At 36.3% G+C, this 13,853-nt stretch carries 10 protein-coding genes; 6 read left to right on the top strand and 4 right to left on the bottom strand.

The genetic code is table 11. The features are described from left to right. Positions 1–8: 8 nt before the first annotated feature. Positions 9–1,493: an NAD-binding protein gene (locus tag J0M15_05690; protein ID MBN8536524.1), complete on the bottom strand. Its 1,485-nt coding sequence runs from the start codon at positions 1,491–1,493 to the stop codon at positions 9–11. Positions 1,494–1,545: 52 nt separating this feature from the next. On the opposite strand from J0M15_05690, the gene pyrF reads away from it, so the two are divergent. The 3 genes from pyrF to J0M15_05675 all read left to right on the top strand — a co-directional run bounded on the left by pyrF (position 1,546) and on the right by J0M15_05675 (position 4,797). After that, positions 1,546–2,364 carry an orotidine-5'-phosphate decarboxylase gene (pyrF, locus tag J0M15_05685; GenBank protein MBN8536523.1) on the top strand — a complete coding sequence of 273 codons (819 nt, stop codon included), beginning with the start codon at positions 1,546–1,548 and terminating at the stop codon, positions 2,362–2,364. 29 nt (positions 2,365–2,393) lie between these two features. Further along, positions 2,394–3,602, top strand: a complete 1,209-nt coding sequence (locus J0M15_05680) for a glycosyltransferase family 9 protein (protein MBN8536522.1) — start codon at positions 2,394–2,396, stop codon at positions 3,600–3,602. A 109-nt stretch (positions 3,603–3,711) separates the two neighbouring features. Further along, positions 3,712–4,797, top strand: a complete 1,086-nt coding sequence (locus J0M15_05675) for a glycosyltransferase family 9 protein (GenBank protein ID MBN8536521.1) — start codon at positions 3,712–3,714, stop codon at positions 4,795–4,797. 86 nt (positions 4,798–4,883) lie between these two features. On the opposite strand, the gene J0M15_05670 is transcribed toward J0M15_05675, so the two are convergent. Together J0M15_05670 and J0M15_05665 are read right to left on the bottom strand one after the other, a co-directional pair. After that, positions 4,884–8,165, bottom strand: a complete 3,282-nt coding sequence (locus tag J0M15_05670) for a hypothetical protein (protein ID MBN8536520.1) — start codon at positions 8,163–8,165, stop codon at positions 4,884–4,886. Next, entirely contained in the window at positions 8,152–9,324 is a 1,173-nt protein-coding gene (locus J0M15_05665) for a hypothetical protein (GenBank protein MBN8536519.1), read from the bottom strand. The genes J0M15_05670 and J0M15_05665 overlap by 14 nt, the downstream gene beginning before the upstream one ends. A 149-nt stretch (positions 9,325–9,473) precedes the next feature. On the opposite strand from J0M15_05665, the gene J0M15_05660 reads away from it, so the two are divergent. Together J0M15_05660 and J0M15_05655 are read left to right on the top strand one after the other, a co-directional pair. Beyond that, the gene (locus J0M15_05660) at positions 9,474–9,698 is read left to right on the top strand and encodes a hypothetical protein (protein ID MBN8536518.1); all 225 of its coding nucleotides are present in this window, start codon (positions 9,474–9,476) and stop codon (positions 9,696–9,698) included. A 148-nt stretch (positions 9,699–9,846) separates the two neighbouring features. Beyond that, a complete protein-coding gene (locus tag J0M15_05655) occupies positions 9,847–10,929 on the top strand; it encodes a S1/P1 nuclease (GenBank protein MBN8536517.1) in 1,083 nt (360 codons plus the stop codon). A gap of 39 nt (positions 10,930–10,968) precedes the next feature. Here J0M15_05655 and J0M15_05650 read toward each other — a convergent pair whose 3' ends face one another. Continuing rightward, positions 10,969–12,576, bottom strand: coding sequence for a hypothetical protein (locus tag J0M15_05650; GenBank protein MBN8536516.1), 1,608 nt, complete (start codon positions 12,574–12,576; stop codon positions 10,969–10,971). Positions 12,577–12,832: 256 nt separating this feature from the next. Between J0M15_05650 and J0M15_05645 the strand changes: the two genes are divergently transcribed. Beyond that, entirely contained in the window at positions 12,833–13,849 is a 1,017-nt protein-coding gene (locus J0M15_05645; protein ID MBN8536515.1) for a hypothetical protein, read from the top strand. The last annotated feature ends 4 nt before the right edge of the window (positions 13,850–13,853 follow it).

Genomic DNA, 13,853 nt, shown 5'->3' with positions numbered 1-13,853 from the left:
AGGAGACGTCACGGTAATGGGATCTCAATCGGGATCTCAATAACAAGGAGGTCTCTATTATTGAGTTTGAGATCGGAACGTTTGCTCAGAAGACCGGTATTTGATTGGACCTTTTCTTTTAATTTGGCTTTATCGCAGATTATAATAAATGAATGATTATTTGAATTTTTGTTTGAATTTTCAAACGTAGAGGCGAATAAAACACCCTCAAATAATAAAGAGGCAACAAAGTAATTAGCTGCAATTAAAGGGGATGAAATAATGGAGTCCTCATTTAAAGAGTTCTTTAATTTAATAGCCATTTCCTTATCGAAGATACTGACCTCTGTCAGTATTTGGGAATTCATTGATTTTGATTTTTGAATGATGCTGAGATTGTCCACATCATTATCAGTAACACAAATAATTGATTTGGCTTTTTGAACATTGGCTTGAAGTAAGGTTTCAAAGTTTTTGGGATTCCCTTCGACAACGGCCAATTGCCTTCGTATGTCTTCCGAAAATTTACCTGTTTTATCACTTTCGATAACAACAGTGGGCTCTGCGTTTTTAATTAAAATCTCAGCAATCCGTGTTCCAATATTACCCGCACCAATAAGGACATGGTGCATTTTCTTTGGAATAACATAAAAACCAAAAATATTCTTAAATTTTTCAGTAAGAATAAAATCTGTGATCAAACTAAAAACAGAGGCAAGCAAGGCTGTCCCAAAAAACATCATAAAGACGCCATAGAGTTTCATCCAGTTCGAGGCCTTCGCAAAGCTATAGTCCCCATAGCCAACGGTGGTGATGGTGGTCACAGTAAAATAGAAAGCATCTAATAGATTGAGATTCATTTTTTGGTGAATTAAGTAGGTGCTAAAAAATAAGACGAAGACAAAAAATAGCCAAATCAATTTAAAAGAAAAAGTCGTTCTGTAGTGAAAAAAAGTAAAAAGATTTAGCCATGAATGGGGTGAGCGGGTCTTGATATTTTCTTGGAAGACTAATTTCCCAGAATCATGGAGGATCGAATAGGTCTTCTCATTTAACTCTAATTCGCCTAATCGAGGTAGAGGGTATGAATTTGGAATAAAGTGTGGGGCAGCTAAGTGAGTGGCCGAAAATATTTCTTGAATTCCTAAATCTTTTTTTAAACTTTCGCCTAACTCGTAATCAAACATTCGTATCGCGATATGAATTTTATCGTTTAGTTTTTTGGCATCGATGGCTATGGATAGATTAACTAAGTCTTTGTCTGTTAAAGCAAAGATGGCAAAGGCGTCTTGAACACAGGCTTTCTTTAAAGTCTCATCATTTCGAGCATCCCCCAGAATGAATTTTACATTTTTCGAATGCTCGTTCATAAAATCGGGATCAATAGGTGTGATAGTCACAACGTAAATATCAAAATGAAATTGCTTCAACAAATCTAAAACACTTTTGCCAATATGACCAAAGCCGCAAATGATAACTATTTGTTTTAAAGACGTGTTAGGATGAAATGACATTTGAATAAAATTAGACTTTATTCTACAGTCTTTGTAAAGAAGGAAGTGGTCGATGTTGTTTTATAAAAACTTAGAAAAAGTTGTTGAAAAAAACAGAACTTATTTGTGTCTTGGATTAGATACTGATTTGGAAAAAATTCCTCCCTTTTTAAGAGTGAAAAAACAGGCGCTCTTTACTTTTAATAAAGAGATTATTGATGCCACCCAGGATTTGGTTTGTGCCTATAAACCACAAATTGCCTACTATGCTTCACAGGGTGCAGAAGATCAGTTAGAAATGACTATTAATTATATAAAAGAAAATTATAAAGACATCCAAGTGATTCTCGATTCCAAACGCGGTGATATTGATGCCACGGCCACTCACTATGCTAAAGAAAGTTTTGTGAGGTATCAAGCGGATGCGGTGACCGTAAACCCTTATATGGGAAGTGATACGATACGTCCTTTTTTACAATTTCACGATAAAGGGGTCTTTGTTTTGTGTAAAACCTCTAACAAAAGTAGTGAAGATTTTCAAAATAGGATTATGGATGGAAAGCCGTTATATCATTGGGTCGCTGAAAAAGCGGTCACCGAGTGGAATGAAAATCATAATTTAGGTCTTGTTATGGGTGCCACGGCTCCTCAAGTATTGGGAAAAATAAGGGCGCTCAGTGACGAGGTCCCATTTTTAGTTCCTGGAGTGGGAACCCAAGGGGGAGACCTCGAGCAGGTTCTGAGTCAGGGGTTAAATTCGAAGCAGCGAGGTTTGGTGATTAATTCATCAAGAGCCATCCTTTACGCAGGCCAAGGCCTTGATTTCCAGCTGAAGTCGAGGCTAGTTGCTGAGTCCATGGTCCAAGTTATGAGAAAGTATTTTGGTAATTAAAAATCGGCTTATACAATGTCTTCATGGCGTTGATAAATTGTCGTTTTTTTAATGGCTATAAACCCTGCGGAAAAAGATCCCAAAGTACCAAAAACTCAAATAATGAAATATCTCGTTGTGACGACTCTTGTTCTGAAAAAAATATTATTAATAAAAATATTCTCATCGTTCATTTAGGGGCCTTGGGAAGCGTTGTAAGATCCTCCGCTTTATTAAGAAAACTAAAAAAACAGGAACCTGATTCCTATCTGATATGGTTAACCTCAGAGGCGGTATTGCCTATCTTGCAAGGGCATCCAGCGATTGATAGTTTGCTCAGTTTAAACTTTATAAATTTTTTAAAACTCCAAAGTTACATTTTCGATGACATTTACGTCATTGATAAATCCCTGGAGGCGACAGGCGTCGTTGCTCAATTAAATGCCAAAAGAATTCATGGATATAAGGCAAATCCACTGAATGGTGCGATCTTGCCCATGGATGCAGAAGCGCAAGAGATTTGGGAAATAGGAATTTCAAACCATAAAAAGTTTTTTGAAAATAAAAAAACAGAGTTGCAGCTTGTTTTTGAATCATTGGGCTTTGAATATCAACAAGAACCCTATTGGCTGCACCTGACAGAAGAAGAATTGGAAATAGCGAAGGCAAGAAAATCTTCTTGGAAGCTGAAAAACAATAAAAAAATAATCGTTGGTATCAACACGGGCTGTAGCCCTACAATTCCTTATAAAAAGCTTTCAGTTGAAAAGCACGTGGAATTAATTAGAGCCATCGAGGAAAATTTCGAAAGAAGCGAAGTTCAAGTAGTTCTTCTTGGAGGAGCTGAAGATACAGAAAGAAATGAAAAGCTACGGTTGCTGTCGCAAACTAAGAATGTCATTATTTCGGAATCAACAAAGGGATTAAGAGATGGGATCCTCAGCGTGCAAGCTTGTGATATCGTTATTTCTGGAGATTCTTTGGGGATGCACTTGGCGATTGCTCTTAGCAAGTACACCATTGCATGGTTCGGTCCAACCTGTGATCATGAAATTGACCTCTTTCAAAAGGGTTCTAAAATAAAGACTTATTTATCTTGCTCTCCATGCTGGAGGAGATCATGTGATCATGAAAGAATGTGTTTTGATCATGTCAATATTTCGGATTTTACTCAAGCTTTGGAAAAGGGGATTTCATTTAATTCAACCGTTCCAATCGAGATGATTCAAAGCCAGATTAATTTGAAGGACTTTATTTAAGAATTCACTCAGCGCGACATTGATGAAGGCTGTAGTTTGTTATAAAACTTGAATTAAATTTTTTATCACTTTGAGACAATTAAATAATTATGGTACATCCATCTAAGCTATGAAAATATTGATTCTTCACACCGCATTTTTAGGAGACTTGCTTCTTTCTATTCCTTTTTTGCTAAATATTAAAAAACGTTATCCCAACTCAGAAATAAGTTTGATTTGTCGGAATCATATTGGGGATTTCTTTTTTAAAACAAAGCTGATAGATAAATTTTATGAAATAAAAAAAGGTGACGCTCGTTCCTACCAAGAGGTAGAAAAAATATTAGTAAATCAAAATTATGATTTGCTAATATGTCCTCATCAATCCCTGAGAAGTTTCTTTTTTTCTTTAAAGATCAAATCAAAAATAAAAATTGGGTATAGAAAGTGGTATAATGTCTTTTTTTATAAATACAGGGTTACATGGAACAAACTTCTTCCGGAGCCCTTACGGTTGCTTCAATTGTTAACACCTTTATCTAAAGAATTAGGTGAAAAAATTAATCAAGAATTAAAGAGAAATCAATTTTATTTAAAAAATGAAAAAAAATTATCTCAAATTCCAGCCTGGGCGAGTTCAGATTTGTCAGCAACGATAAAGGCGGATAGTTTTAGCTATTTCAGTTTAAAAAAGAAATTAGAAATTCCTGACAAAACTAAAAAATGGATTTGCGTATTTCCAGGAAGTGTTTGGGAGACCAAAAAATGGCGTAAAGAAAACTATCATTTGTTAATTAATAAGCTAAAAGAAAAATATTTTGTTTTTCTTATGGGAGCTCCAGGAGAAGAAGGACTTTGTGACTCCATTTTTTTAAAGTTGAGGGAAACAACAAATGTATTTAATCTCTCTGGGAAAACGACGGTGTATGAATCGGCACTGATTATTTCCCAATCGGATCTGGTCATCGGGAATGACAGTGCGTCCTCTCATTTAGCTTCTGTTTGCCAGCGCAAACTCATTGCTTTTTTCGGACCGACGGTGTTGGAATTTGGATACAGGCCTTGGGGAGATGAAGTGTATGTCATGGAAAATGAAAATCTAAAATGTCGTCCTTGCGGTCCCCACGGGCATAAAGAGTGCCCCCTTGGAACCCATGAATGTATGAAAAGTATTTCTGTTGAATCGGTTTTAGATTTGGTGGAAAAAATATTGTAAAAAACGCATGCCAACATAATCCGCAGCTAGTTGCAAATAAATACACATAATCCGCAACTCGTTGCGGATTATGTTAATATGAAAACTTATTGAGACCTGTAGATATAGACCCCTGGGGTCGAGGATTTAAAAGAGTTTAGGTAAAGCAAATTATTAAACAATTTCTCATTTTGAGCTTTTTCTAAGCTTTCGCTGGCTGGATAGGTCCATTTGTTTGTTAGAAAAAAGAATAGTCGGGAATATTCTTGAAGGCCCCGGACCATGACAGAAAAGATGCGAGTCCGTTCATCCTTGGCGTCTTGCATTTCATTAGTGGAGAGGGCTGGCTCAATCCAGAAATATTGTTCGACAAAAGTGACGGGTTTAGTTTTCTTTTCATCCTGGCAAACCAAAATTCCAGAAGTAGCAATTTTAGTTTTTTCATCTTCAGAAATTCCAGACTTGAAAAATGAGGTCAGGTAGGTTCGATAGTCCAGATCCCCATCCCATAGCTTCAACAGAAAATTTTTATTTGATTTATAAAATAGAGCCACATTTGGTTTTATGGAAATGCAATTTTGATAATCATCAGAAGTAATTTTGTACTGACTTTCGGTTACCTTGAGACTGGTAGATTCCGATAAGCTCGTACTGTTATCCGTAGAATTTGAACTGGTGGTGGCAACGGAGAACTGCCCTCCACCTTCGATGCCACCTCCGACTCTGATGGAGTCGTTTAAAATCCCCATTCCAGCACTCGCACTCACTTTTCCAGCCAGGAAAGCCGTTGTGGTTGCTGATTTGGATACCGTAGTTGAATAACTAAAGCTAGAGGCGAGAGAAATATTTTTTTCGATTCCTGGACCTAGGTATCTTGATTCTCGGATATTTTTAATAATAAATAAATACTCAAAATCAAAAAAGGATCTGATATTATTTTTGGCGGCATCTTGGCAGGCAAGTTTTAAAATACTTTCTCCTAAAGAAAATTTATCTTTCCAAAAGTGATCAAACCAATAGTCACAAATTTGTCGTGCTGAAGTTTCATCAATAGAAATTTTTTGATTATCCATGGAGGTTGAAAGAGCCTGTATAAAGCGAAGGTCTTGATTGCTTTGTGAAGTTAATAAAGTCAATCCGCTGGAACTAGCAACTTGTTCGGGAGTGGGTTTCGTGATTTTTAATTTATTCTGTTCTTCGGCATTTTTATTTTTGAAATCTTTTACATATTGATTCAGGTTGAAATTTTTATTCTCGTCTTTATAGGAAACCCCTAGATGTTTAATAAGCTCTGATCCAGAAAAACTTTTTAAGAGAGCTGATTTCGTACCGTCCTCTAGGGGGATTTCCTGGGTGTATACGGGGCTCAAAAGGTGGGAAGTTAAGTCAATGGTATCTTCTAGGTTTTGATTGGGGTCTTTAAGCTCAATGGTGTAATCATTTCGAGCGATAAAAAAATCTTGTTTTACAGGAAATAATTGTAAGAAAACAGAATTGTTTGTGTAAAGGAGCCTTTTGTTTTTTACGAAGTAGTCAAAGCTCGTATTGATCACGCCAGACTTGTTGAAGACAGGAATATCCTTATGGGCAATCAGTTCAACTTTTCCCGAAGTCTTTAAATTGCTAAATACAGCAATTCTTAGCAGGTATAACCCATTAGCAAGGGGGCTGGAGTGGGCATTGTAGTCTTCTTGAAGATCACTAGGTACAGAAACTTTAGGGTTGAGTGTCATGTTAAAATGGCGGCTAATTTCCATTTCTAAATGACTATTTATTTTATCTTCATTTGTTTGTCCTCGATGGGTAAAAGTAACCGAATCTAAAATGATTTCAGATTTTTTGGGATTCTTTTTATCGCAAGAGGTATCCAATACGCTGGGGTTATCAATTTCTTTTTCATCGGTTCCAATTAAGTACCAATCCCAAGGATTGACATAATAGTATCTTTTTAATTTAAAATTAAAATGAGGGTTTTCAATTTGAACATAGCCCTTAAAAAAATGATGACATTCATACATATCGTATTGCACAGAATCCGTCCAATAGATACATCCTCTCTGAGTGCTTTGGCTTGGTTCTTTTAGGTCCCCCAGCTTATTTTCATCGGTGCTAAATCCATAGACTTTAAATTTTTGAAAAGTGACTGGCGAAGAAATTAAGTTATTCGAAAAACAGGCTGTGACTTTATATTTACGAACTCGTTCAAATACAGGATGTTGGCTGGCATTCAGCGGCGTAATGTTTAAAACATCCATGGTGATGATTCCATCGGCTTCTGTTTGCTTATCATTTGATGCATTCTTGGCGCTGGCATCCTTGTCGGAGGAGGATAAGGGTTCGTTGTGGGATCCCTGATGGATGGGAGTTGATAAAGGAATCTTGGCATTGATTTCATTGATAACATCAGGGCTATTGCTCACCTTAAGAAATTGATTATTCCTTAAGGATCTAAAGTCACCAATAGGATAAATTCCGACAAAGCCGTTGAGATTATTGATCTTCTTAAGGGTATTTAGGCTTAAGCGGATAAATAAATCACCCCGAGACAAGGGAGCAGAGTATTCCATTAGCTCGCTAAAAGAGAGAATTCCCTTGTCCATTTTAGCTTGCTGAATATTTTTTGAGGCAATCGTTTTATAATCGTTCGAATCCGAATCGCCGTTATGGTATCGGAGTATCACCTCTATTTTTCCATTAAAAGTTCCATACTGAAGGTTGTAATTGGAGTTTTCTCCAGAGGTTTTTTTATATTTAATAAAGGGTTGCAAAGATAAATTATATTTCAACTGGACGCTTTCACCTAATTTTTCTTCATTGACAAAGATTCTGCCGTCCTCAACCCATAGATCAAAGAGATTTTTTTCACTTAATCCTTTTAATTTGGCATTAACAGCCTCTCCTTCAACAACCGAGGGCATTTTGTTTTTGGATAAATCAACAATCGCTTTATAAGATTCAATATCCCAAGGATTGATGGCAAAACTGACAACTTCTGTTCCCGTATGGAGACCCTTGGAAGTCAGGCTCCTATCCATTTTAAGGAAAGTAGGCATAGATAAAAATTCAAAGGTAATAGCTTCGGTCCAATTTAAACACCCCGAAGAATCAGTTTTAATTTCTTGATTAATTTCTTCAATACGAAAAGGGTGATTCACCACCGGCTTACTTTTTTTCAAATCTTTGAGGCAGGCTTTAAAAGTGTAGGTTCTTTCTTTTGGTATCGAAATTTCTTCTAGAAATGATTCAGAAATATAGACGCCACTTAAAGACTCCACATAAAAAGAGCTAACAGTTGTTTCAGAGTCACCTTTTTTTTGTGTTCCAGGGAGATTGCAATGGGTCAAGAATAAAGAAGCGGAAACTAAGAAGAGTATTTTAAATGGCCACATGCAGGACCTCGAATTTGATAAAGTACAATTTTTCATCAGACTGATTTGGATTTTCATAAACTAATTTGGAGTCATTATAATAAAAGGAGATCTTAAATTTTTCTTTTTTCAACAATAAAGAAGTGCTAAGCTCAATGCCTTGGTGGTTCGTTCTAAAAAACCTTGAGTTAGCATAGTAGGCTAACACGGCATCGGGTTCGATTTTGTAATAGCTAGATTCCGCTTCTAATTCTAAGTTTCTTCCTATTTTGTATCCCAGGCCACCACCGATGAGGGTCGCTTTGTTCATTTCATCGGGGGCCTTTTCGTTCACGATAAAACCCCCAGAACCAAGAAGGTAAAGGTTGCTCAAGACTTCTCTTGTAAATTTAAATTGGCTGTCGATCCCTTCATAATCATATTTAAAGGACCTTTCTGTTTCTGAGATTTTAAAAGTATCACCTGTATTTCCTGATTCTACACTCACTGTCGAGATACTGGTGGGAATTGACGAGTATTTAAAATAGTTAAGCGCTAAGTAGGCAAAGTTTTTGGAACTTCGATGCCAGTTTGAAGAAAAACCTACCGAAGAGAGAAAAGGAGTCGATTCCTTTTGGTTCTGATCACTCACGCTCGATTCTGAATTGGGAATTGCTGCTTGAATTTGCGCACTCAATTGCCATAGATCAAAATAGAGTGATTGGTAAACCTGTGTAGAAAAGAAACCTTTTTCTGATACCAGCAAGGGAGAATAAGTTTGCGATGAGTTTAAGATGCCAAGGGCAAAATAACTTTCTTTCATCCAAGTGGTGTAAACGGCTGCATTTAAAATAGATATTTTATTTTCTAACTTCTCATTCGCATCAATACTTTGAACATGACCAGATTGCATTTGTGCTAATGGATTGAGTTTAAAAAAGATATAGGGATTTACATTGTAGGTTAAGAAATAGTTAATTGTTAAATCAAAAGTATTAGCTTTAGAGAAATGATTCTCATTCATAAGTCCTCTAAAAGAAAGCTCTAAATTGCTTAAAAAATGAGGGGGGCTATTCTTTTTTAACTGACTCACAGAAGAGGTCGCTGCGACATCTCCTAAAGAAGTCGAAGCAAAGCTCATTGGCAAGGTCATAAATAAGCTCATCATGATATAAAACAGATTCCTTAAAACTGAACTCATAGCTTTAACTTTTGCAATCTAGATACCCTTTGAAACCCAATTATTTCGTTATTGACAAAAAAGTGACATTTTTGGCCAACAGGCAACGGCTTTATAATGGAGACATAAAATGGACATGACTCCACTTAAATAGCGAGTAAAGTGGAGTCATGTCTACTTTAAAAAGATACTTGCAGGAGCAGATTAAGAAAGATCTTAAAGAAAAGATGGTATTCATTGGGGGGCCTCGCCAGGTTGGCAAGACAACTTTTTCAAAATTTCTTTTAAATCGTTCTGCCGATGACCATCCAGGATATTTAAAATGGGATAATATCGAAGATCGAGTTAAAATAACTAAAGGTGAGTTCTCACGGTCTGAAAAGTTAATCGAATAGGCTCCATTCTATCAAGAAAAAATTTATCCCAAGAATTAAGTGTTGATTTTAAAACTATTGAAAAATGGCTCACTAGGTGACAACATTTGCCTGGGTGTCCAAATCTCTACAGTTGAGTCTGAATCTTCATTTCTGTTATTATCCGAGAATGCCGTACACTAATAAATTTTTTATAACCATGTTTTATGTTTTCATGGCAACGATGTCTGTAAGCTCATTTGCTTTCGCTTGGGGGGCCTTAGGGCACCAAACTGTCGGCGAAATTGCCCAGCGAAATCTCACGGAGAAAGGCAAGCAACTGGTGCATGAAATCTTAGGTTTTGAATCGTTGGCAGTGGCTGCAATTTATCCTGATTTAGTTCGGCCAGATTCGGAATATAAAGAGTTTTCAAATTTTCATTTTATTGAAATGGATCCACGCTTTGGAGGTGACTATTCCAAAATACCAGAATCTTTAAGACCTGATCATGATGCCCATACCATGATCAGTGGAATTCCAGAGAAACTTTTTGAAAAAATTTTAAATACTCCAAAATTTTCATGGCGACAAAAGATAGATCTGATGCGCTATCTGGTTCACTTGGTTGGCGATGTTCATCAGCCTTTGCACGTGGGAAATGGCTACGATCACGGAGGCAATTGGTGCCACATCGACTATTCTGTTGTTGAAAATGGCAGTACTTCCATAATCACTTCAAATTTACATTCATTTTGGGATACCACTTTAGTAGAGAGAATTGTTTCTTCACAAACACAACAAAAATCAAAAAAAAAGGATCGTACTTTTACAGCTAAAGACTTCAAAGGACTGGCCGACTTAATCCTTAAAGACCAACGTTTATTAAACACGACAGAAATCAAAAGGACTCCAATATTAGAATGGTATAAGGAATCTCAGGCACTCCATAAAAAAGTCTACATCGATTCTTCGCCAGTTAATCCTGCAGATCGTACCTATTGTATGCGTGTTCTTAAAAATATAAATGGCGAAGTTCAGAAAGACTCGCGAGGTGTTGATTTAGTTGTTGAAGCCACAAGTTCGGCTAAGATAACCACCGAATATGTTCAAGCCTCAACTGAAATAGTTAAGTCTCAGATTATGAAAGCTGGTATGAGATTAGCGCATTTAATTAATTCTATGGCAGAACGTGAATCTGCGGAAGATTCTTCAGATTTTCATGTTCAAAAAATCAATGAATTGAATGGCATTCTAGAAGCATTTAAAAATTAAAATCAAATAGGTAAAAAAATGAATATCCCAATCGCCCAACTATTTCTTAACAGCGTATTTGAGCAAAAAATCAATGTCGTCATTAGTAAGAGCACTTACTTTTCTTCTAATCTTTTTTGAAAGCAATAGTTTTACAATATCTATGGCACTCAAAATGCTGGATACGGCGCAGATAGAATTATTGTAATTTGCAAAATATGCCTGCTCAAGATCACCAACGGGACAATCCTTATTAATTAATTCGACTCTAAGGTTTTCGTTTACATTTTTCCTTCTTGAACAATCCTGTATGGCGTCGACAACACTGATTGCTAAGCTTGAATAGTCTAGTGCTTTATGCCAACTAGTCACGGTGTTTAAAATCTTATTTAATCTTTGGGTCGACCAAGAGTTTTTCGCTGCCAACATTCTGATGAGAATTGGAGAGCCTCCCAAAACAAGCGAAGCTGAAAGCATGGTACCATCAAACAGGACACTATTCATAGTATCAGAAAGTTGTTCCTGACTCATTTTCATGTCAAAACGACATTGTTGTGAGTCTAATTCATTTTCCATAATCATTAAATCGACATTCTGACTAATAGGTTCTCGTATTAACTCAGGAGTGAGTGCTGAAATTTGTGAAGGTTTCACATCGCTGCACTCAAAATTTGACTTTTCACCTCGAACACAGGCTTCAGTTTTCAGAAGAGCATTCATGTGACTCAAAATCAATTTTCGATCTTGCTTGAACTGACCCTCGATAGCTTCTCTATAAGGGAATTCGCTTTTTGATGAGCCTGGTTGCGCTAACTTAATTTTCAAAATTTCATTATATTTTTCACCTTGGGTCCAAGGGATTAAGGATTCTAAAGTTTTTATCGCTAATTTTATATTTTCAGTATTTGATTTCAATTTTTTAATGCGTTCTTCTATTTGGTTTGAATCCTCTGAAGAATTATTAGTTTCTTGAATGTCCTTTTCTATTTCTTGAATCACTAGTGACAATATTTTAATGATTCGATTTACATTCATGGTCAATTCAACAACTCGATTTATTTTATTTGGATTTTTATCACACTTTGAAATCCTAGAACAAACCTTTGCGATTTCTTTTATCTTTGATTGAGAACACTGCGACACGATCGTTTTCATTGTATCTGAGGAATTTTCTAATTCATTACCAGAGGGTTCTCCGAGTACTGTATTCAAATATGAAAGCTGTTTTAACTGAAACAGCTGACCTTCCTTCAATCTTTTTAGAAAATAAACCATTTTTGAAGCCAGCTCATGGGGCTCGGTTTTGTTCCATGGGCAAGATTCGTAGTTCTTCCACTCCGGAAGTCCCAATTGATCTTGATTTTTTTCAAAAATAAAACTTGCAAAGCCCTTAGAGTCTTTAAATATTTTTTGAATTGCGTCCATAGAAGAGTTACAGTTTCGAACTTGAGAGGGTGCTAACCCTAAGGATAAATTTTTCTTCTCATCTAAAGACCATTGTCTTAACATTCCCAAGCAACCTGGACCTGATGTTTTTTTTGAAAAAATTGGATTCGACGATTGAACTTCAGGATAAGAACTATCCCAGGAACTTGCTTCCGCAGTGGCATCATTTTTTATTCCGAAAATAAAAATAATTGCTAAGGTTAAGACAATCAATGTGTTCACACTTTTTCATCGGTTCTGGTGTTTCTTTCTTAAGTGTTTAACCCCGATACTAAAGTCGGGATTAAGGAATAACATTTAAAAAAATTGGGAAAATCAAAATGCTTTTTAGGTCGGACCTTATGCCAATTTGACATTAAAAAAAGTAATTGATCTTGTAATTTATGAAAGGATATTTATCCTAATCTAACTAAATGGAAAAATTGCCTTCCAATGCGCGGAGGGTTTTATTGAAATTCACTCTAGAGGAGGATCTAACGTGGTTAGAATTGTTATAAAATTACTCATAGTATTTTCACTTTCATTTTCTGGATGTTCAAAGAAAAAAGAAGAATCGGAAGCCACTACCACTAAAGTTGAACTACTACCCACCCTTTCTACATCATTAAAAGCAGTTAGCCCTTCCACAACATCGACGTCTTCACTTAACCTTCTTTCTTCTCCTGCAACAAAGGAAGAGGCTCTTGTTAACTTTTTTAATTCAACTTACTCAGGGATTAGTGGTACTAGTGCGAAAGGTTTTCTCAATGCCTCTATAGGTGATTTGGATTCTCGTATCACCCAATTAAATGGACAATTTGAAAAGGAGCCTGAGTGTGTAAGCGCTACACCCACAACTTGGACAATATCAACAGGATCACCTGTTAACTATTCAATTGATCTAAAGATATCATGTCTAAGTAAGTTCAGCCAAACTAATGGTGATTTATCTGGAGTCGGCAGTGGCCTTGCCTGGGGAAAGGATGAAAATTACTACTATATAGCGCTTATCCTTTTTCAATCAAATGGTACCGATAAATTTGGATACTTTGCAACTTATAATAAAACTTCTAAATCAGTAAATTTACTTTTTATGGAATATTCGCCTTCTTATTCACGCACAACAGTTTATAAAGTAAAAGGTGATCCAACCACAAAATCCTTTCAATTGGCAATGGCTGGATCTGGGTTCAGCGCAGGACCGATGTTCCCAGCTCTTGGATGCAATACGCGCATGATTTCAAATGGTACGGAACTACTGGTTGCAGGAAAGGCTGGAGAGACAAATTCATCAGGAGTCTGTCAGACTTCTATTGGATATGTTTTTGATTCAAGTAAGTGTTTTACTACTGCAAGCGTTACCACCACAAGTTCAACTTGTTCAGCACTCTCGACTTCTAGTTTTAGCTCGGAATTTACTGAGTTTGATGGGACTCAGGTTGAAATGGCCAAGTCAAATATAAATACCAACTTAAGTTTTAGTAGTATTGAGAGCTCTGTATCAGCGCCTAAATAGGATT

This window comes from Deltaproteobacteria bacterium, from assembly GCA_017302835.1.
GTDB lineage: Bacteria > Bdellovibrionota > Bdellovibrionia > Bdellovibrionales > Bdellovibrionaceae > UBA2316.
Note: the sequence above shows the minus strand (reverse complement) of the source record. Positions and strands in the feature narration are given on the sequence as shown.